The sequence below is a fragment of the Modestobacter versicolor genome (assembly GCF_014195485.1).
Lineage (GTDB): Bacteria > Actinomycetota > Actinomycetes > Mycobacteriales > Geodermatophilaceae > Modestobacter > Modestobacter versicolor.
This window is the reverse complement of sequence record NZ_JACIBU010000001.1, coordinates 2,475,648-2,495,412: the sequence shown is the minus strand read 5'-3', so window position 1 is coordinate 2,495,412 and position 19,765 is coordinate 2,475,648. Positions and strand designations below refer to the sequence as shown.

20 protein-coding genes are annotated in these 19,765 nt (G+C 76.0%); 11 read left to right on the top strand and 9 right to left on the bottom strand.

Annotation, left to right across the window (positions count from 1 at the left end; translation table 11 throughout):
• Window positions 1-136: 136 nt before the first annotated feature.
• Window positions 137-1,417, bottom strand: coding sequence for an SAM-dependent methyltransferase (locus tag FHX36_RS12230; RefSeq protein ID WP_183513772.1), 1,281 nt, complete (start codon window positions 1,415-1,417; stop codon window positions 137-139).
• 131 nt (window positions 1,418-1,548) lie between these two features.
• A complete protein-coding gene (locus FHX36_RS12225) occupies window positions 1,549-3,807 on the bottom strand; it encodes a helicase C-terminal domain-containing protein (protein WP_183513771.1) in 2,259 nt (752 codons plus the stop codon).
• Window positions 3,808-3,872: 65 nt separating this feature from the next.
• Here FHX36_RS12225 and FHX36_RS12220 point away from each other — a divergent pair, with 65 nt between their 5' ends.
• The 3 genes from FHX36_RS12220 (at window position 3,873) to FHX36_RS12210 (ending at window position 6,382) form a co-directional block, all read left to right on the top strand.
• Complete coding sequence (locus FHX36_RS12220; protein WP_110553998.1) at window positions 3,873-4,391, top strand: hypothetical protein; 519 nt, start codon at window positions 3,873-3,875, stop codon at window positions 4,389-4,391.
• A 117-nt stretch (window positions 4,392-4,508) separates the two neighbouring features.
• Window positions 4,509-4,730, top strand: a complete 222-nt coding sequence (locus tag FHX36_RS12215; protein WP_110553997.1) for a hypothetical protein — start codon at window positions 4,509-4,511, stop codon at window positions 4,728-4,730.
• Complete coding sequence (locus tag FHX36_RS12210) at window positions 4,727-6,382, top strand: AMP-binding protein (protein WP_110553996.1); 1,656 nt, start codon at window positions 4,727-4,729, stop codon at window positions 6,380-6,382. Before FHX36_RS12215 ends, FHX36_RS12210 begins: the two co-directional genes overlap by 4 nt.
• Before the next feature lie 6 nt (window positions 6,383-6,388).
• On the opposite strand, the gene FHX36_RS12205 is transcribed toward FHX36_RS12210, so the two are convergent.
• From FHX36_RS12205 to FHX36_RS12195, 3 genes are read right to left on the bottom strand one after another with little or no spacing between them, the layout of a single operon-like run.
• Window positions 6,389-6,715: a hypothetical protein gene (locus tag FHX36_RS12205; RefSeq protein WP_110553995.1), complete on the bottom strand. Its 327-nt coding sequence runs from the start codon at window positions 6,713-6,715 to the stop codon at window positions 6,389-6,391.
• A gap of 53 nt (window positions 6,716-6,768) precedes the next feature.
• Window positions 6,769-7,092, bottom strand: coding sequence for a DUF202 domain-containing protein (locus FHX36_RS12200; protein WP_183513769.1), 324 nt, complete (start codon window positions 7,090-7,092; stop codon window positions 6,769-6,771).
• Complete coding sequence (locus FHX36_RS12195; RefSeq protein ID WP_110554284.1) at window positions 7,089-7,457, bottom strand: YidH family protein; 369 nt, start codon at window positions 7,455-7,457, stop codon at window positions 7,089-7,091. The genes FHX36_RS12200 and FHX36_RS12195 overlap by 4 nt, the downstream gene beginning before the upstream one ends.
• 143 nt (window positions 7,458-7,600) lie before the next feature.
• Between FHX36_RS12195 and FHX36_RS24165 the strand changes: the two genes are divergently transcribed.
• Window positions 7,601-7,984, top strand: coding sequence for a cold-shock protein (locus FHX36_RS24165; RefSeq protein WP_110554285.1), 384 nt, complete (start codon window positions 7,601-7,603; stop codon window positions 7,982-7,984).
• A 3-nt stretch (window positions 7,985-7,987) separates the two neighbouring features.
• On the opposite strand, the gene FHX36_RS12185 is transcribed toward FHX36_RS24165, so the two are convergent.
• Both FHX36_RS12185 and FHX36_RS12180 read right to left on the bottom strand, forming a co-directional pair.
• Window positions 7,988-8,515, bottom strand: a complete 528-nt coding sequence (locus FHX36_RS12185; protein ID WP_258373065.1) for a DUF2771 domain-containing protein — start codon at window positions 8,513-8,515, stop codon at window positions 7,988-7,990.
• Window positions 8,512-10,086 (bottom strand): MFS transporter, encoded by a 1,575-nt coding sequence (locus FHX36_RS12180; protein ID WP_183513768.1) that lies wholly within the window; start codon window positions 10,084-10,086, stop codon window positions 8,512-8,514. Before FHX36_RS12180 ends, FHX36_RS12185 begins: the two co-directional genes overlap by 4 nt.
• A 95-nt stretch (window positions 10,087-10,181) precedes the next feature.
• Here FHX36_RS12180 and FHX36_RS12175 point away from each other — a divergent pair, with 95 nt between their 5' ends.
• Entirely contained in the window at window positions 10,182-10,991 is an 810-nt protein-coding gene (locus tag FHX36_RS12175) for a DUF3027 domain-containing protein (protein WP_110553145.1), read from the top strand.
• Window positions 10,992-11,039: 48 nt separating this feature from the next.
• Here FHX36_RS12175 and FHX36_RS22965 read toward each other — a convergent pair whose 3' ends face one another.
• Window positions 11,040-11,258: a DUF2530 domain-containing protein gene (locus FHX36_RS22965; protein WP_181428848.1), complete on the bottom strand. Its 219-nt coding sequence runs from the start codon at window positions 11,256-11,258 to the stop codon at window positions 11,040-11,042.
• Between the two features lie 163 nt (window positions 11,259-11,421).
• Between FHX36_RS22965 and FHX36_RS12165 the strand changes: the two genes are divergently transcribed.
• The 6 genes from FHX36_RS12165 (at window position 11,422) to FHX36_RS12140 (ending at window position 16,873) form a co-directional block, all read left to right on the top strand.
• Window positions 11,422-12,960: an NCS2 family permease gene (locus FHX36_RS12165; RefSeq protein ID WP_110553147.1), complete on the top strand. Its 1,539-nt coding sequence runs from the start codon at window positions 11,422-11,424 to the stop codon at window positions 12,958-12,960.
• A gap of 90 nt (window positions 12,961-13,050) precedes the next feature.
• Window positions 13,051-13,485, top strand: a complete 435-nt coding sequence (locus FHX36_RS12160) for a MarR family winged helix-turn-helix transcriptional regulator (protein WP_110553153.1) — start codon at window positions 13,051-13,053, stop codon at window positions 13,483-13,485.
• The gene (locus FHX36_RS12155) at window positions 13,482-14,864 is read left to right on the top strand and encodes an MFS transporter (RefSeq protein ID WP_258372884.1); all 1,383 of its coding nucleotides are present in this window, start codon (window positions 13,482-13,484) and stop codon (window positions 14,862-14,864) included. Before FHX36_RS12160 ends, FHX36_RS12155 begins: the two co-directional genes overlap by 4 nt.
• Window positions 14,865-14,947: 83 nt before the next feature.
• The gene (locus FHX36_RS12150; RefSeq protein ID WP_183513767.1) at window positions 14,948-15,463 is read left to right on the top strand and encodes a hypothetical protein; all 516 of its coding nucleotides are present in this window, start codon (window positions 14,948-14,950) and stop codon (window positions 15,461-15,463) included.
• Window positions 15,460-16,023 (top strand): RNA 2',3'-cyclic phosphodiesterase, encoded by a 564-nt coding sequence (thpR, locus tag FHX36_RS12145; RefSeq protein WP_110553150.1) that lies wholly within the window; start codon window positions 15,460-15,462, stop codon window positions 16,021-16,023. The genes FHX36_RS12150 and thpR overlap by 4 nt, the downstream gene beginning before the upstream one ends.
• A gap of 19 nt (window positions 16,024-16,042) precedes the next feature.
• Window positions 16,043-16,873, top strand: a complete 831-nt coding sequence (locus tag FHX36_RS12140; RefSeq protein WP_110553151.1) for a thioesterase family protein — start codon at window positions 16,043-16,045, stop codon at window positions 16,871-16,873.
• Window positions 16,874-16,910: 37 nt separating this feature from the next.
• Here FHX36_RS12140 and FHX36_RS12135 read toward each other — a convergent pair whose 3' ends face one another.
• Window positions 16,911-19,583, bottom strand: a complete 2,673-nt coding sequence (locus FHX36_RS12135) for a hypothetical protein (protein ID WP_183513766.1) — start codon at window positions 19,581-19,583, stop codon at window positions 16,911-16,913.
• Between the last annotated feature and the right edge of the window lie 182 nt (window positions 19,584-19,765).

Genomic DNA, 19,765 nt, shown 5'->3' with positions numbered 1-19,765 from the left:
GTCGACGGTGTGCAGCCCACCTCACGCCGGCCCGGCAGCCCGAAGATGGCCATCTCCGGGGCCCGCGACGCCCCGAAGATGGCCATCTCCGGGGTCAGGACGAGGCCGGAGATGGCCATCTCCGGGGGAGGAGGGGTCAGGTCCAGGCGGTGCGGCGCAGCGGCGGCTGCGCGCCGCCGGTCTTCTGCAGCAGCACCTGGTTCACGCCCATCTCGCCGGACTCGAAGGTCAGCGCGCTCGCGGCCATGTACAGCCGCCACACCCGGGCCCGGCCCTCGCTGGTCGCGGCGACCGCGGCGTCCCAGTTCTCCTCCAGCCGCTGCACCCAGGCCCGCAGGGTCAGCGCGTAGTGCTGGCGCAGCGCCTCGACGTCCAGCACCTCCATCTCCCGGCTCTCCAGCAGCCCGACGGTCTCGCCGAGCCCCAGCAGCTCGCCGTCGGGGAAGACGTAGCGGGCGATGAAGGTGTCCGGGTTCCAGGTCGAGGTGCCGGCGTTCCAGTTGATCGCGTGGTTGAGCAGCCGGCCGCCCGGGCGCAGCAGCCGGGTCAGCTGGGCGACGTACTCGGGCATCTGCGCGCGGCCCACGTGCTCGGCCATGCCGATCGAGCTGATCGCGTCGAACGGCTCGTCCTCGACGGCGCGGTAGTCCTGCACCCGGATGTCGACCCGGTCGGTCAGGCCGGCCTCGGCGACCCGCTTGCGGGCCATCCGCGCCTGCTCCTCCGACAGCGTGATCCCGACGACCTCGGCGCCGTAGCGCTGGGCGGCGTGGATCGCCATCGAGCCCCAGCCGCAGCCGACGTCGAGCAGCCGCGAGCCCGGGGCCAGCCCGAGCTTGCGGCAGACCAGGTCGAGCTTGGCCTCCTGGGCGGCGTCCAGGCCGGTGTCCGGGGTGGCCCAGACGGCGCAGGAGTAGACCATCGAGGGCCCGAGCACCAGGGAGTAGAAGTCGTTGCTGACGTCGTAGTGGTGCGAGATCGCCGCGGCGTCCCGCGCCCGGGAGTGCCGGTGCCCGGTGCCGAGCGGGGCCTCCTCGGCCGGGGGCGCCGGCTCCGGGCCGATGGCGCCCAGCCGCAGCGCGGTGCCCAGCAGCGCCAGCCGGTCGCGCCAGGTCGGCTGGGACGGCGGGCCGCCCTGGGCCAGCCGGCCGTCGGTGCGCAGCGCGGTGAACGTCGCGAAGACGTCGTCCTCCATGTCGATCTCGCCGGCGACGTAGGCCCGGCCGATGCCCAACTGCCCCGGCGACCACAGCATCCGGCGCAGCGCCCGCCGCGACCGCACCGCCACCACGGGCGCACCCGCGGGGCCGGCGATCGAGCCGTCCCAGCCGCGCAGCCGCACCGGCAGCTCGCTCGTCCCGAGCACCGCGCCCAGCGCCTCCGCCAGCCGGTCGGCGACCGTCTTCCTGCCTGCCATCCCTGCACCTCCGCCCTCGGGCGCGACGCGCTGCCCGTCCTCCCGGGCAGTGGTTGCGCGCACCAACTGCCTCGCGCAACACCGAGCTGGTCGAAGATCATCCCGGATCCGGCGGACCGTGGGAACAGAGATCAGGACGGCGAGGCGGCGTCCTCGGCGTCGACCAGCGCGACCGAGGTGATCCGGTGGACGGCGAAGGTCCGGCTCTCGCCGCGGCCCTCGTCGAAGCCCTGCAGGAACCCGCCCACCAGCGAGACCGGCTGGACGATCCGCTGGCTGCCGCTGCCCTGGGCGTCGACGTAGCCCAGCCACACCGGCAGGCTCTCCCGGACCGCCCGGGACAGCAGCTCCAACGTGCTCGCGGTGGTCACGCCGGGCACCTGGCGCACCGGGTCGGTGCGGCGGGCGGCGAGCGCGGCGTCCCCGGCGCGGATCTCCCGCACCGTCGCGGCGACGTCGCCGGGGGCCAGCGGCCGCGGCCCGCTGGGGGTGGAGCCGGTGGGCCGCCGGCCGGCCGCGCGGGCGGGGGCCGCGGGCCGGGTCAGCACCGCACCGCCCGCGGACTCGCCGGCCGGGGCGTAGCCGGCGGCCCGCAGCACCGCCAGCACCTCCTCCGGCGGCAGGCCGCTGACCAGCACGCCGGGGGCCAGCCGGCGCAGCTCCGCGTTGGCGGTGCGCCGGTCGCTGAGCACCTGGGAGACCAGCCCGTGGTCGTCGGAGCGCACGTAGCACTCGATCGCGCCGACCCGCAGCCGGCCGTGCTGGCGGGCGACGTCGTCGACCAGGTAGTCCAGCGCCTGCGGCACCGGGGTGCGCGAGGCGCGGGTGAAGAAGTCGTGCAGGTCGGACGCCGACCAGCCGGCGTCCAGCGAGCGCCGGATGCTGGCGTCGGAGACCCGGAACACCGTGGCACCGCCGGAGGACTCCACGTCGGCGACGACGGCCAGGGTGGCGGCCAGGTCGGCGACCAGCGGGCCGGGGGCGATCAGCGACAGGTCGGGCTGGGCCAGCACGTGGTCGACCGGCTCGGGCAGCAGACCCCGCATGCCGTCGGCCGCGCCGTCCTCGCCGCCGGCCAGCAGGCCGCGCCCGCCGCTGCTCAGCACGCCGCTGACCGCGACGCCCAGCCGCTCGGCCTCGGCGAGCAGGTCGGGCACCGGGGCCAGCCGGTCGGCCCGGCGCGGGGTGCGCCAGCGCAGCAGCGCCACCAGCTCGGGGGCCACCAGGCCCTGCCCGGGCGGGAACTCGGCGAGCACCGACAGCGCGGAGCGGCGCAGCACGGGCGCGGTCTGCCGGACGACGTCGGGGGAGAGGACGTTGACCGCCTTGCCGGCCACGTCCCGCTGGCCCACCAGGGAGATCAGCCGCACGCTGGTCAGCCAGCCGTCGGCGAGCACGGCCCACCGGTCGGCGAGGTCCTGCTCCCGCCAGGCGTCGTAGGCGCGGGTGGGCAGCCACTCGTCGCGCTGGGCTCCACCGACGTCGAGCAGGCCGGCGGAGTGCGCCACCTCCACCAGGAAGGCGATGTCGCCCTCGGAGACGTGCAGCTCCTTGGCCAGCCGCTTCTGGTCGCGCACACCGAGCCCGCCGCTGCGCAGCAGCCCGGCCGGCTCCTCCTCCAGCGCGGTGAGCACGTCGCTGACCCGGCCGATGACCTCCAGCGCGGCACCCGCCGCCTGCCGGTCGACGACCGCCGGCTCGCGCCGGCTGACCTCCGGCTCCGGGCGCACCCGCGGCGGCCCCAGCGGCTGGTCACCGCGCAGCGCCAGCCCGATCTCGCGGGGCAGCTCGACGTTGACCGCGTCGATCCGGGCGAGCAGGCCGGCCTGCAGCAGCCGGCGGGCCGGGCTCAGCGACCCGGCGGTGCTGTCGGGCAGGTGGCCGACCGGTCGGTCGCCGCTGAGCCGCTCGAGCACGGTGCGCTCGTCGGGTGCCAGGTCGGCCAGGACGGCGGGGAGGTCGCGGGGGAGCGGCACCCGCAGGTCGGCGGCCCGCCGGCCGAGCCCCGCCGGGTAGCGGACCGCGCGGCGCACCGGCTCCGGGGCGTGCAGCTCGTCGTCGCCCCACAGCAGCGCCCGCGTCGCCAGCGTCTCGACGGCGGCGTCGATCGCCTCGACCGGGACGCCGGGCAGCAGGCCGGGCAGCTCGGTGCGGGGCACGCCGTCGGTGGGGGAGAGGAGCACCGCGTCGAGCACCTGGAGGGTCGCGGCGTCCAGCTCGTCGAGGGCGCGGTCGACCGAGACGGGGACCGCGAGGCGGGTGGCGAGGCCCACCACGTCGGAGGGCGCGGGGCGCGCGACGTCGGGCCGGGCCACCAGGAGGGCGCCCAGCTGCTCGTCGGTGCGGGTGCGCAGCCAGGCGGCGAGCGTGGCGGGCTGGTCCGGAGACATCCGGTCCACGTTACGTCGGGCGGTGGTGGTGCTGCTCCGGCGGCCGGTTCTGGGACCATCCCCGGGTGCCCGCCCTCGACGACCCGCAGACCCGCACCGCCGTCGACGCGCTCCGCGCCGGGGCGCTGCGCTGGCTCGCCGGCGGGGTGCTCGCCGTCGTCCTCGGGCTGCTGATGGGGGCGGCCGTCGTCCGGATCGTGGAGAACGGCGGCTCCCGCCCGCCGTTCGCCGGCCTGATGGTCGTCGCGCTGGTCGCCGGCGGGGTCGCCGTCACCGTCGTCGGGCTCGGCTCGCTGGTGCGCGTGCGGCGGTGGACCGCCGCGCTGGCCCGCACCGAGTGGCGCAGCGGGCTGCTGCGGATCGCCGGCCCGGCGGTGCTGCAGGTCGAACCGCTGGGCTTCGACGAGTTCACCGACGAGCCGCTGCGGCTGCAGCTGATGTCCACGGCGGTGTGGCGGACCCGGGCGGTGCAGCAGCTCAACGGCGCCGACGTCAGGTACGCCGAGGTGTCCGAGCAGGAGTGGCTGCTCACCGCCGACGGGGCCGGCACCCTCTACGGAGCCCGGGCCGCCCGCCGCCGCTGACCCGCCCGGGCGACACGACGGGGAGTGCGGCGTGCACCGGAGGCGTGCGGCACGCGAAGATGGGCACCGAGGTACCCCGGGGAGCTGACCCGGGACCGCACCGCCGATGGAGGCCCGATGTCCAAGCGCAAGGAGAAGCACGCCCACCTGGTCGAACCGACCTGGGGGACGTCGGAGGGCGACGGCCCGCCGGTCACCGAGCTGGTCAGCGAGATGGCCGGTGGCCTCTCGCCGTTCGGTGAGGACCACGCCTTCCCGCTCCCGCCGGAGCGGCTGCGGTACGCGCACCCGACCGACCGCCCGAACCGGGCCGGCCTGATGGCGGGCGAGGACCGGTGATCGCACCCGCGCTGCCGTCCTACAGCAGCGGCACCTCCACGGTGCCCCTGCTGGGCGACACGATCGGGGCGGACCTCGATCGGACGGCAGCGCGGGTGGGTGACCACGAGGCGCTGGTGGAGTGCGCCTCGGGTCGCCGCTGGACCTACCCGGAGCTGGTCGCCGAGGTCGACGCGTGCGCGCTCGGCCTCGACGCCCTCGGGGTGGCCAAGGGCGACCGGGTCGGCATCTGGGCGCCCAACTGCGCCGAGTGGGTCTTCGTCCAGTACGGCACGGCGAAGCTCGGCGCCGTCCTGGTCAACATCAACCCGGCCTACCGCACCCACGAGCTGGCCTACGTGCTGCGCCAGGCGGGCATCTCGGTGCTGGTCGCGGCGCCGCAGTTCAAGACCAGCGACTACCGGGCGATGGTCGACGAGGTGCGCGAGGACTGCCCGGAGCTGCGCACCGTGGTCTTCCTCGGCGACCCGGAGTGGGAGCAGCTGCTGGCCGACGGCCGGGCCGCCGACCACGCGCTCCTGGACGAGCGCGCCGCCCAGCTGTCACCCGACGACCCGATCAACATCCAGTACACGTCCGGGACGACGGGCTTCCCCAAGGGCGCCACGCTCACCCACCACAACCTGCTCAACAACGGGTTCTTCGTGGGCGAGGGCTGCGGCTACACCGAGGCCGACCGGGTCTGCATCCCGGTGCCCTACTACCACTGCTTCGGCATGGGCATGGGCAACCTGGGCTGCACCTCGCACGGCGCGACGATGGTCATCCCGGCCCCCGGCTTCGACCCCGCGCTGACCCTGCAGGCCGTGCAGGACGAGCGGTGCACCTCGCTGTACGGCGTCCCGACGATGTTCATCGCCGAGCTGGCCCTGCCGGGGTTCGCCGACTACGACCTCTCCAGCCTGCGCACCGGGATCATGGCCGGCTCGCCCTGCCCGGTCGAGGTGATGAAGCGGGTGGTCGACGAGATGGGCATGACCGAGGTGACCATCTGCTACGGCATGACCGAGACCTCCCCGGTCTCCACCCAGACCGGTGCCGACGACGACCTGGACCGGCGCACCTCCACCGTCGGGCGGGTGCACCCGCACCTGGAGGTCAAGGTGGTGAACCCCGAGACCGGGCTGACCGTGCCGCGCGGGGAGACCGGCGAGTTCTGCACCCGCGGCTACTCGGTGATGCTGGGCTACTGGGACGAGCCGGAGAAGACCGCCGAGGTGCTCGACCGGGCCCGCTGGATGCACACCGGCGACCTGGCGGTGATGGACGCCGAGGGCTACCTGAACATCGTCGGGCGGATCAAGGACATGGTCATCCGCGGCGGGGAGAACGTGTACCCGCGCGAGGTGGAGGAGTTCCTCTACACCCACCCGGACGTCGTCGACGCCCAGGTGATCGGCGTCCCGGACGAGCGGTACGGCGAGGAGCTGATGGCCTGGGTGCGGCTGCGCGAGGGCGCCGAGCCGCTGACGGTGGAGGGGCTGCGGGCGTTCTGCGCGGGCAAGCTCGCCCACTACAAGGTGCCCCGCTACCTCAAGGTCGTCGAGGCGTTCCCGATGACGGTGACCGGCAAGGTGCGCAAGGTCGAGATGCGCGAGGTGTCGGTGGCCGAGCTGGGCCTGGAGTCCGCCGCGGCGATCCGGAACGCCTGAGGCCGGTCAGGCCTTCGACCTCGCGCTGCCCGCCGGGGCCAGCCGGGTGATCGCCTTGGACGCCAGGTTGCCGCCGACCACCCAGACCAGCGCGGCCAGCGCGGTGTTCACCGTCTCGGCGATCTTGGGGTCCGAGGGGTTGAACAGGCCCTCGGTGAACCCGCCCAGCGAGCGGCGGACGCCACCGGTGAACTCGACCAGCGGGTTGGCCGGGTTCGCCTCGAAGAACACGAAGACCGCGTAGAGCAGGATCAGCCCGCCGACCACCGACGCCACCAGCCGCACGGCGGCAGCGAGCATGGTCAGGACCGAGCCGGTGGCCGAACGGATCATGCAGGCATGGTGCACCGGCGGGCCGGCGCACGCACCACCGGACCGGGCGCGGGTCAGGCCCGCAGCACCAGCTCCGCGCCGAGCCCGCAGACCGCGACCAGCACCACCAGACCGGTGAGCAGCGCCGCGGCCCGAGGTGCCCGGGCGTCGGCACCGGCCCGGGCCGCCCGCTCGGCGTCCCGCTGCCGGCGCGGACCGAGCAGCCCGAGGACGGCGAGCCCGGCGACGGCGACCAGGGCCGTGGGGACGACGAGCAGCAGCTCCTCGTGGACGGCGGCGCCCCGCGCCAGCAACCCGGCCACCACCAGCACGCTGAGCCCGGTGCGCTGCCAGGCCAGCGCGGTGCGCGCCGGCTGGGTCTCCGCCGGGCCGGTCACCCGCGGACGACCTCCACGACCACCAGCACCAGCAGCGCGACCACCACGACCGCGACCAGCCCGGTGACCCAGCCGGCGAGGGGGCCGGCCGGCAGCGGCTCGTCCGCGGCGATCGCCGCCTCGTTGCGGACGTAGCGGCGGTACCCGGCCAGGGCGGTGCCCAGCCCGCCCAGCAGCAGGCCGACGGAGACGACCGGCCCGCCCGCGGGCACGCCGAGCTCGGGCACGAACTGGGTCATCGCCACCCCGCCCGCGACCAGGGCCAGCGCGGTGCGCAGCCAGGCCAGCAGGGTGCGCTCGTTGGCCAGGCTGAAGCGGTAGTCGGGGTGCCGTGGCGGGGGCGGCGGAGCCGCGGACGACGACACGGGCGACAGCGTAGGGGCGGCCCGGAAAGCGGCGGCGGCAGCCGCGACGCGCCGTCTAACCTGGCGGGAGCGCGGCCGGTCAGCCGGTCGGCGCACCCCCGTCCACGACGGCCGGGGTCAGGACGACTGACTGAGGGATCGACGTGCCCAGCGGCAAGGTGAAGTGGTTCAACCCGGAGAAGGGCTTCGGTTTCCTGGCCCGCGAGGGCGGATTGGACGTCTTCGTGCACAAGGACGCGCTGCCGGCCGGCACCGAGGAGCTGAAGCCCGGTCAGCGCGTCGAGTTCGGCATCGTCGCCGGCCGCCGCGGTGACCAGGCCCTGCAGGTGCAGGTGCTCGACCCGCTGCCCTCCGTCGTCGCGGCCACCCGCAAGAAGCCCGACGACCTGGTGCCGATCATCGAGGACCTGATCAAGCTGCTGGACGGCGTCTCCGAGGGGCTGCGGCACGGCCGGCACCCGGACAAGGCGATGGCCCGCAAGGTCGGCTCGGTGCTGCGCGCCGTCGCCACCGACCTGGAGGGCTGACGCTCAGCCGGTGGGCGACCCGCTCGGGCCGGTCTCCGGCCCGCCGACGCTCGCGCGGATGAAGCCGACCGGCCAGGCCCCGGACAGGCCGCTGCAGGCGTCGGGGTCGGAGGCCTCCACCACGACGAGGTAGAAGGTCGGCGGCACGACGTCGGACGTCGTGATCTCGCTGAACGTCGCCTCGCCCGCGGGGACGTCGACCTCGCCGAGGATCTCCTGCAGCTCCTCGTCGAAGACCTGCACGCTCCAGCCGGCCTCGGCGACCGCGTCGGACACCGTCAGCTCGATGGTGGTGTCCGGCGCGACCTCGAGGATCGGCGGCGCGGTCTGGTACCGCTGGCCGTCGCCGTCCAGGCAGTACTGCGTGGGGTCGGCGCTGATCTCGTCGCCGCCGGCCTGCACGGTCAGCGTCGGGACCGTCGACCCGCCGTCGCCGTCGCCGGTGCCGGACGCCGGCTCGCCGCAGCCGGCCAGCACCCCCAGCCCGGCGAGCAGTGCCACCCCGGTCGATGCCCGTCCTGCCGCGGTCACGTCCGTGCCTCCCGATCGACGGTGCGCGTGCCCCGGCGGCTGCGCAGGCTCCAGAGGGTGAGGCCGACGGCGAGCACGAGCAGCGCCGCGGCCACGGTGAAGCCGAGCCAGCCGGTGGTCGGCAGGGCGATGGCCAGCGCGCCGCCGAGCACCCAGGCCAGCTGCAGCCAGGTCTCCGAGCGCGCGAAGGCCGAGGCCCGCAGGCTGTCGGGCACCTCGCGCTGGATGATCGCGTCCAGCGCGGCCTTGCCCAGCGCGTTGGCGACGGCGGCGACCCCGGCGACCAGCGCCGTCGTCCAGAGGCTGAACCAGAAGGCGGCCACCACGGTGATCGCGGCGGCCGTGCCGGCGGCGGCGAGCACCACCCGGTCGGGGCTGGTGGTGTGCAGCCGCGCGCCGATGCCGGTGCCCAGGAAGCTGCCGGCACCGGCGGCCGCGGCGATCCCGCCGAGCGCGACGGTCGCCTCCCAGCCGCCGTCCACCGTGGCCTGCACCAGGAACGCGGAGAAGATCGTCAGGAAGCCGCTCAGCCCGCGCAGCGCGGCGGTCGCCCGCAGCGCCGTCACCACGTGCGGCGTCGTCGCGTTGCGCCGGCCGGGCACGGTCAGCGGGGCGGTGCGCAGCACGTCGGCCGGCTCCTCCTCGCCCGGGACGTCGACGTGCCCGGGCAGCCGGACGGCGAGGACGGCGGCGACCGCGAAGACCGCCGCGGTCGCCCCGAGCTCCCAGCCGAACCCGAGCAGCGCGGCGATGCCCGCGCCGAGCGCGCCGAGCACACCCCCGGCCGCCAGCCCGAACACCGACATCCGGGCGTTCGCCGAGGTCAGCGACAGCGCCGGCGGCAGCACCCGCGGGACCACCGCGGCGCGGAGCACGTTGAAGGCCTTGCTGAGCACCAGCACGCCCAGCGCCGCCGGGTAGAGCGCCAGGTCGTCGTGGTGGGCGGCCATCAGCACGGCGAGCGCGGCCCGCCCGGCCAGGCTGCCGGCCAGCGCCCAGCGGCGACCGCGCTGCAGCCGGTCCAGCGCCGGGCCGATCACCGGGGCGACCAGCGCGAACGGCGCCATGGTGACCAGCAGGTAGAGGGCCACGTTGCCGCGCTGCGCGTCGGAGGCCGCGGCGAAGAAGAGGGTGCCGGCCAGTGAGACGGCGATCATCGCGTCGCCGGCCATGTGCAGCGCGTTGACCCAGAACAGGCCGGTCAGCCCGCTGTCCGCGGCACCGTCGGCCCGGCCGTACGCCCGGACCCGGCGGACCGCGGCCCCGCTGAGCTCGCGGGTCCGCGAGGCGGCGACCCGGGTGACGGTGACCCGCGGCGGCCGTGCCCCCAGCCCGGAGGGGGACGGCCCGGTGGCCCCCAGCCCGGGGGCGGACGGCCCGGTGGCGGCCGGCCCGGGCGGTGGCGCGGGGTGCCCCGGGTCGGTCGGGGTGGCGTCCGCGAGCCGGCCGGCGACCGGCAGCGGCCGGGTCTGCTGGCGGCGGACGCCCAGCGGGGTGGTCTCCGGCCCCGGGTCGGGTGCCCCGCCGGACCGACGGCGCCGTCGGGCGCGCGGAGCGGGGGAGTCGGGCACCCGCCCATGGTGCCGCAGCTGCCTGAGGACGCGGTCGGCCAGCACCCCGGGGGCGCGCCGGGCCGTCTCTTGGTGGCATCCGCGACAATGGGGGCGTGTCCGACTCCGCGTTCTCCGCTGCCCATGGCTCCTCCCCGGACGACGTGCTGGCTGCCGCGGTCGAGCAGGCCCGCGCGGCGGCGGTCGAGACCGCCGGTGACGCCGCCGTCGTCGGTGACCACCTGGGCGTGACCGCCGAGGTGCTGGCCTCCGACGGCGACCCCTCGCTGGGCACCGTGGTCACCCACTCCTTCGCGGCGGCGCTGCCCGGTTACGTGGGCTGGCACTGGGCGGTGACGCTGGCCCGGGTGCCCGGCGACGACGCCGTCACCCTCGACGAGGTCGTGCTGCTGCCCGGTGACGCCGCGCTGCTCGCCCCGGCCTGGGTGCCGTGGCACGAGCGGCTGCGCCCCGGCGACCTGACGGTCGGCGACGTGCTGCCCTCGACCGAGGACGACCCCCGGCTGGTGCCCAGCTACCTGGCCGACGACGACTCCGCCGAGGACCCGGCCGGCCGGGTGGTCGCCGAGGAGATCGGCATCGGCCGCGAGCGGGTGCTGTCGGTGGAGGGCCGGCACGAGGCCGCCGAGCGGTGGCGCGAGGGCGACTTCGGCCCGCGGTCGGCGATGGCCCGGCACGCGCCCGGTCCGTGCGCGACCTGCGGCTTCTACCTGCCGCTGGCCGGCTCGCTGCGGCTGTCCCTGGGTGCGTGCGCGAACGGCTACTCGCCCGCCGACGGGCACGTGGTGGCCGCGGACTACGGCTGCGGCGCGCACAGCCAGGCGACCCTGGAGCGCACCGACGGCGACCCCGCCGAGGTCACCCGGACGGCGCGATACGACACCGCGGACTTCGACGTCATCTGAGCCGGTGGCCGCCCAGGCCGTGCCCTGACCCGGTCGGGCCCCGGTGGCTCAGTCGCGGCGGAGCTGCCCCTGCCAGCGCATGAGCGCCAGGCCGAGGACGGCGAGCACGATCGCGGCGACGCAGGTCCAGGTCCACACCCGGTCGACCCGGTCGCCCAGCACGAGCAGCACCACGAGGGCGACCGCCCACACCGCGATCCCGACCAGGACCACCCGGGCGGTGTCGACTCGCAGGGGCGGCGGCGAGGGCCGGGTGGGCGCGGGCACGGTCAGACCATAGGCGGCTGCACCGCTGGTCGGGACGCCGGTCGGCCCGGCGTGCCCGGCTGGTGTGGCACGCTGTCGCCGCTCGTTGCCACCTGCACCGGGCGGTCCGCCGGGAAGCCGACCCGGCGGGGTCGCGCCGGTCGCCGTCCCCGGGGGTCCCTCCATGCCCGACAAGTCCCGTCCCGCCCGCACGCCCGCGAAGGGCACCGGCAGCACCGCGGTGGGGACGGCGGGGGGCGCGGCCACCGCCGCGACGTCGCCCCGGCGCAGCCCGGGCCCGAAGGTGCGGCCGAAGAACGGCGTGGACCGCTACTTCGAGGTCACCGAGCGCCGCTCGACGTTCGGCCGGGAGGTCCGCGGCGGGCTGACCACCTTCTTCACGATGGCCTACATCGTGGTGCTCAACCCGATCATCCTGTCCGGCGCGGACGTCAACGGGAACACGCTGCCGTTTGCCTCGGTCGCCGCGGTCACCGCCTTCGTGGCCGGCGTGCTGACCATCGCGATGGGCATCGTCGGGCGGTACCCCTTCGCGCTGGCGACCGGCCTGGGCATCAACGCGATCGTCGCCGTCTACGCCGCGACCCAGCTGTCCTGGCCGGAGATCATGGGCCTGGTCGTGCTCGAGGGCCTGCTGATCACCCTGCTGGTGCTCACCGGGTTCCGGCGGGCCGTCTTCGCCGCCATCCCGGCGCAGCTGAAGATCTCGATCGCCGTGGGCATCGGCTTCTTCCTCACCATCATCGGGCTGGCCGACGCCGGGATCATCCGGCCCGGGGCGCCGCTGATCAGCTTCGGCGTGGGCGGCGCGCTGGCCGGCTGGCCGATGCTGACCTTCGTGGTCGGTCTGCTGCTGACCAGCGTGCTGGTGGTCCGCCGGGTGCGTGGGGCGCTGCTCATCGGCATCGTCGCCACCACGCTCTTCGCGATCGTGGTGGAGGCGATCGCCGAGGTCGGGCCGCGCACCGGCGCCGACGGCAGCGAGGCCAACCCGCGGGGCTGGGCGCTGCAGGTGCCGTCCTGGCCCGACGACTGGTTCGGCACGCCGGACCTGTCGCTGATCGGCGACTTCTCGCTGTTCGGCGGGTTCGAGCGGATCGGCATCATCGCCGCCGTCCTGATCGTCTTCTCGATCATGATCGCCGACTTCTTCGACACCGTCGGCACGGTCACCGCCGTCGGCGCGGAGGGCGACCTGCTCGACGAGGACCGCAACCTGCCCCGCTCCCAGCCGGTCCTGCTGGTCGACTCGCTCGCCGCCGCCGCCGGTGGCGCGTCGAGCATCTCCTCGAACACCACCTACATCGAGAGCGCCGCCGGCGTGGGTGACGGTGCCCGTACGGGTCTGGCCAGCGTGGTCACCGGCCTGTTCTTCCTGGTCGCCGCCTTCTTCACCCCGCTGGTGCAGGTCGTGCCCTCCGAGGCGGCCGCGCCGGTGCTGGTGATCGTCGGGGCGATGCTGATCAGCCAGATCCGCGACCTCGCCTGGGACGACATGTCGCTGGTCATCCCGGCCTTCCTCACCATCGCGCTGATGCCCTTCACCTACTCGATCACCAACGGCATCGGTGCCGGCGTGGTCAGCTTCGTGCTGCTGCGGGTCGCGGTGGGCCGCCGCCGCGACGTGCACCCGCTCATGTGGGTCGTCGCCGCCGTCTTCGTCGTCTACTTCGCCCTGGACCCGATCCAGCAGCTGATCTGACGAAGGACCCCCCGTCCCTCGCAGGCTCGGGACCCTGCAGGGGGCCGGAGTACTTAGGCATGCTTTCTTTCTTCCGTTAGGGTGGTGGTCGTGGCACGGACGACGCTGGACACCGCGGCGCTCGCCCATGACCTGCGGCTCGCCGTCATGCGGTTCTCCCGCCGGCTGCGCAACCAGCGGGTCGACACCTCGGTGACGCTCACCCACCTGGCGGCGCTGTCCACCCTCAAACGGCACGGCGCGATGAGCCCGGGTGAGCTGGCCACGCACGAGCGGGTGCAGCCCCCGTCGATGACCCGGGTGGTCGTCGCGCTGGAGGCCAAGGGCCTGGTCACCCGTACCCCGCACCCCACCGACGGCCGGCAGGTGGTCATCGACCTCACCGCCGCCGCCGAGGAGCTGCTCACCGAGGAGGTCCGCGCCCGCGAGGCGTGGCTGTCCGGCCAGCTGCAGGAGCTGACCGCCGAGGAGCGCGCGGTGCTGCGCGAGGCCGCGGTGATCATGGACAAGCTCGCCAGTGGGTGACCTCCACGCCTGAGGCAGCCGCACCGGGACGGGCGGGGATGTTCGCGGCCCTGCGGGTCCGCAACTTCCGGCTGTACGCCTCGGCGAACCTGGTCAGCCTGACCGGCACGTGGATGCAGCGGATCGGCCAGGACTGGCTGGTCCTGCAGCTGTCCGGCGGCAGCGGCGTCGCGCTCGGCATCACGACCGCGCTGCAGTTCGCCCCCACGCTGCTGTTCAGCTTCTACGGCGGGGTGCTCGCCGACCGCTACGACAAGCGCCGGGTGCTGACGATCACCCAGGCGGTCATGGGTGCGCTGGCGCTGGGGCTCGGCCTGCTGGTGGCCAGCGACGCCATCGCGCTCTGGCACGTCTACCTGCTCGCCGCCGCGCTCGGGGTGGCGTCCTCGCTGGACATGCCGGTGCGCCAGTCGTTCGTCTCGGAGATGGTCGGCCCCGACCGGCTGGCCAACGCGGTCAGCCTGAACTCCACGGTCTTCAACGGCGCCCGGCTGGTCGGGCCGGCGCTGGCCGGCTCGCTCATCGGCGTCTCCGGCGGCGACACCGCGCCGGCCTTCCTGGTCAACGCGGCGAGCTTCGCGGTCACCATCACCGCGCTGCTGGCGATGCGGGGCAGCGAGCTGCGCCGGAGCCCACCCGCGGCCCGGTCCCGCGGGCAGCTCCGCGAGGCGCTGGGCTACACCCGCCGGCACCCCGACCTGATGCTGGCCATGGGGCTGGCGTTCGTGGCGGGCACCTTCGGCTTCAACACCCAGATCACCATCGCCCTGATGGCCCGCGAGGAGTACGGGCTGGGCGCGACCGCCTTCGGCTTCCTCTCCACCTGCTACGCCGTCGGGTCGCTGTCCGGGGCGCTGCTGTCCACCCGGCGCAGCACCCGGCCGCTGCAGCGGTTCCTGGTCGTCTCCTCCGGCGTCTTCGGCGCGCTGCTGGTGGTGGCGGGGCTGATGCCGACCGAGACGTCGTTCGCCGTGCTGCTGGTGCCGACGGGTGCCGCCGCGCTGGTGTTCAGCGTGGCCTGCAACAGCTTCGTCCAGCTCGGCGTCGACCCGCAGGTGCGCGGCCGGATCCTCGCGCTCTACTTCATGTGCTTCATGGGCGGGACGCCGGTGGGCGCGCCGCTGATCGGCTGGGTGTCCGAGCACCTGGGCGCCCGCTGGGGCTTCATCGCCGGTGGGCTGGTGTGCGTGGCGGCCGCCGTCGTCGCCGGTGCGCTGCTCGCCCGCGGCCGGCGGGTGCGGCTGGAGCTGCACGTCTCCCCGCCCAGCGCGCACCTGCACGTGGCTCCGGCCCAGCCGCCGGAGCGGGCGGCCGGGCTCGCCGAGCAGGCCGACGGCGAGGTACCAGGCGAGCAGGTGGCGCGCGACCGGGCCCGTTGAGCCGGTCGCTGTGAGCGCTCACGTTGTCACCAGGGGTCGACAGACGTAACGTCAGTCACGTGCCCTCGGGAGGGTCGGTCTCCGTGGAAGTCGGGACGTCGCTGCTGCGCATCGCCGCCGTCGTCGTGATGTCTGCCGCCCTGGTGACCGCAGCCCTGCTGTTCTTCCGCTGGTTCACCGGCGGGCTCCGGCCGGCCCGCCGCCGGCCCGCCGAGCAGTCCCTGCCCCCTGCGCCGCCGCAGCCCGCACCGCTGCGCCCCCCGGCCCGCCGTCGTCCGGCCGCCGGGCACCACCCGGCCGGCCGGCGCGTCCCCGGGGCCCAGCCCGCCCGGCCGGCCGTCGTGCGCCCCCGCCGCCCGCTCGAGCAGGTCGCCACCGACCTGCGCCGGCTCACCCGCGAGCTGTCGATGGTGCCCGGCGGGATGCCGATGGCCCGCCGCCGCGGCCTGCTCGCCGCCTACGACGACGTGCTTGTCGAGGCGGCCGAGCTGCTCGACGTCCCGCACCAGCTGACCACCGAACCACCGGCGACCCGGGAGCTGGAGCGGATGCGGCTGCTGGCCATGCTGGAGGCCGCCGGGCTCGTGGTGACCGACTGAGCGAGTCGGCCGGCCGGCTGTTCCTGGCCGTCGACCCACCGCCGGACGCGGTGGCCGAGCTGGACTCCGCCCTGCAACCGCTGCGGGCCGCACCGGGCGCGCCCCGCTGGACGCCGCCGTCCCGGTGGCACCTCACCCTGCTCTTCCTCGGCGACGTCCCGGCCACCGCCCTCGGCCCCTTCACCGACGCCGTGGCCCCCGCGGTGGCCGCCACCCCGCCCATGTCGCTGCAGCTGGCCGGTGCCGGGCGGTTCGGGTCGCGGCGCCGTCCGACGGTCTGCTGGGCGGGGCTGTCCGGTGACGTCGCCGAGCTGACCGCGCTGGCCCTCCGGCTCGCCACCGCCGCCCGCGCGGTGGGCCTGCCGGTCGAGGACCGGCCGTTCCGGGCGCACCTCACCCTGGGCCGGTGGCGGGCCGGCCGGGACGCCGACGGCGACCTGCCCGATCGCCTCGCCGGGCACCGCGGGCCGGTCTGGCCGGTCACCGAGGTGGTGCTCTGGCGCAGCCACCTGGGGTCCGAGCCGACCTACGAGCGGGTGACCGCCTGGCCGGTCGGCTGAGCCTGGCACCCTGTCCGACGTGCCGCAGAACGATCCGACGACGCCGTCCGCCTTCGACACCGCCACCGCCGTCTCCCGCGCCGAGGGCGGCGCGCTGGTCGCCGAGCTGGACCCGGGCTGGGACGTCGGCGGCGGCATCCTCAACGGCGGCTACCTGCTGTCGGTGGTCGCCCGGGCCGCGCTGCTGGACAGCCCGCACCCGCACCCGGTCGCGGTCTCGGCGAGCTACCTGCGGGCGCCGTCCCCCGGCCCGGCCACGCTCACCGTCGTCCCGGGTCCGGCCGGCCGCACCCTCGCCCACTCGGTGGTCACCCTCGCCGACGCCGGCGGCCCGGCGCTCACCGCGAACGTCACCACCGCGACCCTCGGCACCGCCGAGCCCGAGTACTCCCACCCGGTCCCGGACGCCCCGTCGGTCGAGGAGTGCTTCTCCGTGGCCGAGCACCGGCACCTCGCGCCGCCCGGGGTGCAGGTGCCGGGGCTGTCGCTGCAGGTCGACACCCGGCTGGACCCGGCCACCGCCGGCTGGGCGTTCGGGCAGCCCTCGGGCGAGCCGCACCTGCGGGCCTGGATGCGGTTCGCCGACGGCCGCGAGCCCGACCCGCTGGCGCTGCTGACCTTCGCCGACGCGCTGCCGCCGACCAGCTTCGCGATGGGCGACCTCGGCTGGGCGCCGACGGTGCAGCTGCAGGTGCTCGTCCGGGCGCTGCCGGCGCCGGGCTGGTGCCTGGTCGAGGCGCGGTCCAGCGAGATCGCCGGGGGCTGGGTCGACGAGGACTACCGGATCTGGGACTCCACCGGCCGGCTGGTCGCGCAGAGCCGCCAGCTCGCCCGCTCACCCCGCAGGTGAGGGAACGGCCCCCGTGCCGGGGCGCGGGGGTCCTCCGTCAGGCGTCCTGGCGCAGCACCGTCGCCGGGTCGGCCCGGTCGGCGGCCCGCTGGGCGTACAGCGCGGCCAGCCCCGCGACGACGACCACGACCACGGCGCTGAGCGCCAGCGCCGGGGCGGGCACGTCCAGCAGCGGGGTGGGCGGGCGCACCCGGTCGACGTCCAGCCGGCGGTAGACCAGGGCGACGGCACCGGCGGCGAGCGCGCCGCCGAGCAGGATGCCGGCCACCGCGACCCCGCCGAGCTCGACGAGCAGCGACCGCAGGTGCGCGGCCCGGGTGAGCCCCAGCCGCCGGGCCATCACGTAGCCCGACACCCGGCTGCGGGACCTCGCCTCCAGGTACAGCAGCAGGCCGCCCACGGCGATGACGCCGACGAAGACCGCCAGTGCCGAGAGGTAGCCGAAGGTCCAGGTGATGCCGAGGAAGTTCGCCGCCTGCTGCACCCCGGCGGGCTCCAGCACGCGGGAGCGCACGCCCCCGGCCTCGGTGAGCGCCTCGACAGCCGGTGCCAGCTCGCCGTTGGTCCAGATCTCCGCGGCGCGGGCGGCGCCCGCGTTGCGGGTGATCTCGGGCAGCCGGTCGGCCGCGACGAGCACGACCGGGGCGTCGGTGCGGCGACCGGGCAGCACCCGGGCGGTCGCCACGACCTCGGCCGGCACCTCCGTGCGGCCCAGCCGCAGGTCCGGGTCGCCGGCGGGCAGCCCGGCCGCGACGACCGGCAGCCGGCCGTCGACGTCCGGCCCGTCCAGCGCGGCCAGCAGCTCGGGCAGCGGTTGGTCGGCGAACGAGCCGTCCCAGAAGGCGGTGCCGGCGAAGTCGTCGGGGTCGACGGCGAGCACCTGGACGTCGACCCGGCCCGCGCTGTCGCCCTCGCCGTCGGGCGCGGCGGCGCTGCCCTCGTAGCGGACGACGAAGGTGCCGGCGGCGTCGATGGCCGGGGTGGGGTCGAACCGGGAGAGCGTCTGCACCGCCCGGGTGGCCCCGATCTGCACCCCGACCTTGGCTTCCAGCGTCTGCTGCGCGCTGGCGGTCAGGGTCGCCGTGTAGCCGAGCACGGCCACCGGCAGCGTCACGGCGACCAGCAGCGTCGCGGTGGCCAGCCGGGCGGCGGTGAGCCGGTTGACGGCGAGGAACACGGCGGGGGAGCGGCGCCCGGCCCACCGCCGCAGCCGGGGCAGCAGGCCGGTCACCAGCCGGCCCAGCAGCACCGCGGCCCCGGCGATCGCGAGCAGCGGGAACGCCACCAGCAGCCCGTTGACCTGGGCGACCCCGCCCTCGCTGACCACGGCGTCGCGGGTCTGCAGCAGCAGCCAGCACCAGCCGGCGCCCAGCAGCAGCGCGAGCTCCCAGGGCACCCGCGCCGGCCAGCGCGGCGCGGCCCCGAGCGGGCGTTCCGCGGTGCCCCGGGCGCGCAGCCCGGCGACGGCAGCCGCCGCCCCGAGGCCGACCACGAAGGCGGCGACGGCGGAGACGAGGGCGGCGGTGGTGGCGCCCGGGTCGAGGTCGTCGGCCGGGCCGATCCCGGCGGTCAGCAGCCGCGCCGCGGCCCAGCCGACCGCGGCGCCGGCCAGCGCGGGCAGCCCCAGCTCGAGCGCCGCCTTGCCGGCCAGCGGCACCGGTCCGACCCCGCGGGCGGCCAGCAGCCGCACCTCGGTCGCCCGCCGGTCGGCCCAGAAGCTGCCGGCCGCGGCGACCAGGACCAGGGCGAGCAGCGCGCCGGCGACGGCGACCGGCACGACCGGCCCGCGCAGCCCGGACTCGACCAGCTCGGCCCGTGCCACGGCGGCGGGCAGCCGGACGTTGGGGAGCGGTTCGTAGGGCGGCAGGGCGACCCGCTGCTGCGCGCTGTCCTGCTCGGCCAGCAGCGCGCGGGCGTCGGACACCGACTGGTCGGCCGCCGTCACCGGTACCTGGCGCAGTGCCGTGACGACCGAGAAGCCGCCGGCCAGCGCGTCGAAGGTGGCCACGTCGGTGGCGAGCAGCAGCGCCGGCGGCGGGGTGTTGGCGTTGGTGTCGTTGGCGTAGAGCACCCGGTAGTCGCACCACGAGGAGTCGGGCGTGGTGGCCCACAGGTCGGTGTAGAGCCCGGCCACGGTCACCGGGGTGCCGCCGACCTCGATCAGGTCGCCCACCTGCACGCCGCCGCCGCGGGCGTAGCCCACCGGCAGCCACACGCCGTCGGCGTCCCCGCCCTCGACCCGGTCGACGTGCGCGAGGGCGTCGGGGCGGTAGAAGAGCGAGCCGGGGATCTGCAGCGGCACGCCCGCCCGGTCGCGCACCAGGGCCGCGTCCGGGCCGTTGTCGGTGGTGCCGATGATCCCGGTGGCCAGCACCAGCCGGCTGCCGGGGCGACCGGCCCCGGACCAGGCGTCCGCCAGCGCGGCGTCGGTCTCGGCGGCGTCGAAGCGGGTGCCGCGGGAGACCCCGTTCTGGTCCCTCAGCTGGACGCCGGCGCCGATCTGGCCCCAGCCCACCTCGGCGCAGGCGTCGCCGAGCTGCTGCTGCAGGGCCGCCGAGCGGGCGGAGGACAGGAACAAGGGTGCGGAGGCGACCGCGCAGGCCAGGATCGCGCTGGTCACCAGCACCGCCAGGACGGCGGCCGGCTGGCGGAGCCCGAGCAGCGGCGCCCGGGTCCACGGCGCCAGCCGCCACAGCGGCGGCCTGCTCACCGTGCCTCCTCGCTGGCGCTCGTCGGGACGGCGAGCCGGGCTGCTGAGCTCATGGGTGAGCTCGCGAGCTCGCTCACCGGGCCTCCTCGCTGGCGCTCGTCGGGACGGCGAGCCGGGCTGCTGAGCTCATGGGTGAGCTCGCGAGCTCGCTCACCGTGCCTCCTCGCTGGCGCTCGTCGGGA

Coding starts and splice junctions, on each gene's coding strand:
- FHX36_RS12230 (WP_183513772.1), bottom strand. CDS start 1,417: ATGGCAGGCAGGAAGACGGTCGCCGACCGGCTGGCGGAGGCGCTGGGC.
- FHX36_RS12225 (WP_183513771.1), bottom strand. CDS start 3,807: ATGTCTCCGGACCAGCCCGCCACGCTCGCCGCCTGGCTGCGCACCCGC.
- FHX36_RS12215 (WP_110553997.1), top strand. CDS start 4,509: ATGTCCAAGCGCAAGGAGAAGCACGCCCACCTGGTCGAACCGACCTGG.
- FHX36_RS12205 (WP_110553995.1), bottom strand. CDS start 6,715: ATGATCCGTTCGGCCACCGGCTCGGTCCTGACCATGCTCGCTGCCGCC.
- FHX36_RS12165 (WP_110553147.1), top strand. CDS start 11,422: ATGCCCGACAAGTCCCGTCCCGCCCGCACGCCCGCGAAGGGCACCGGC.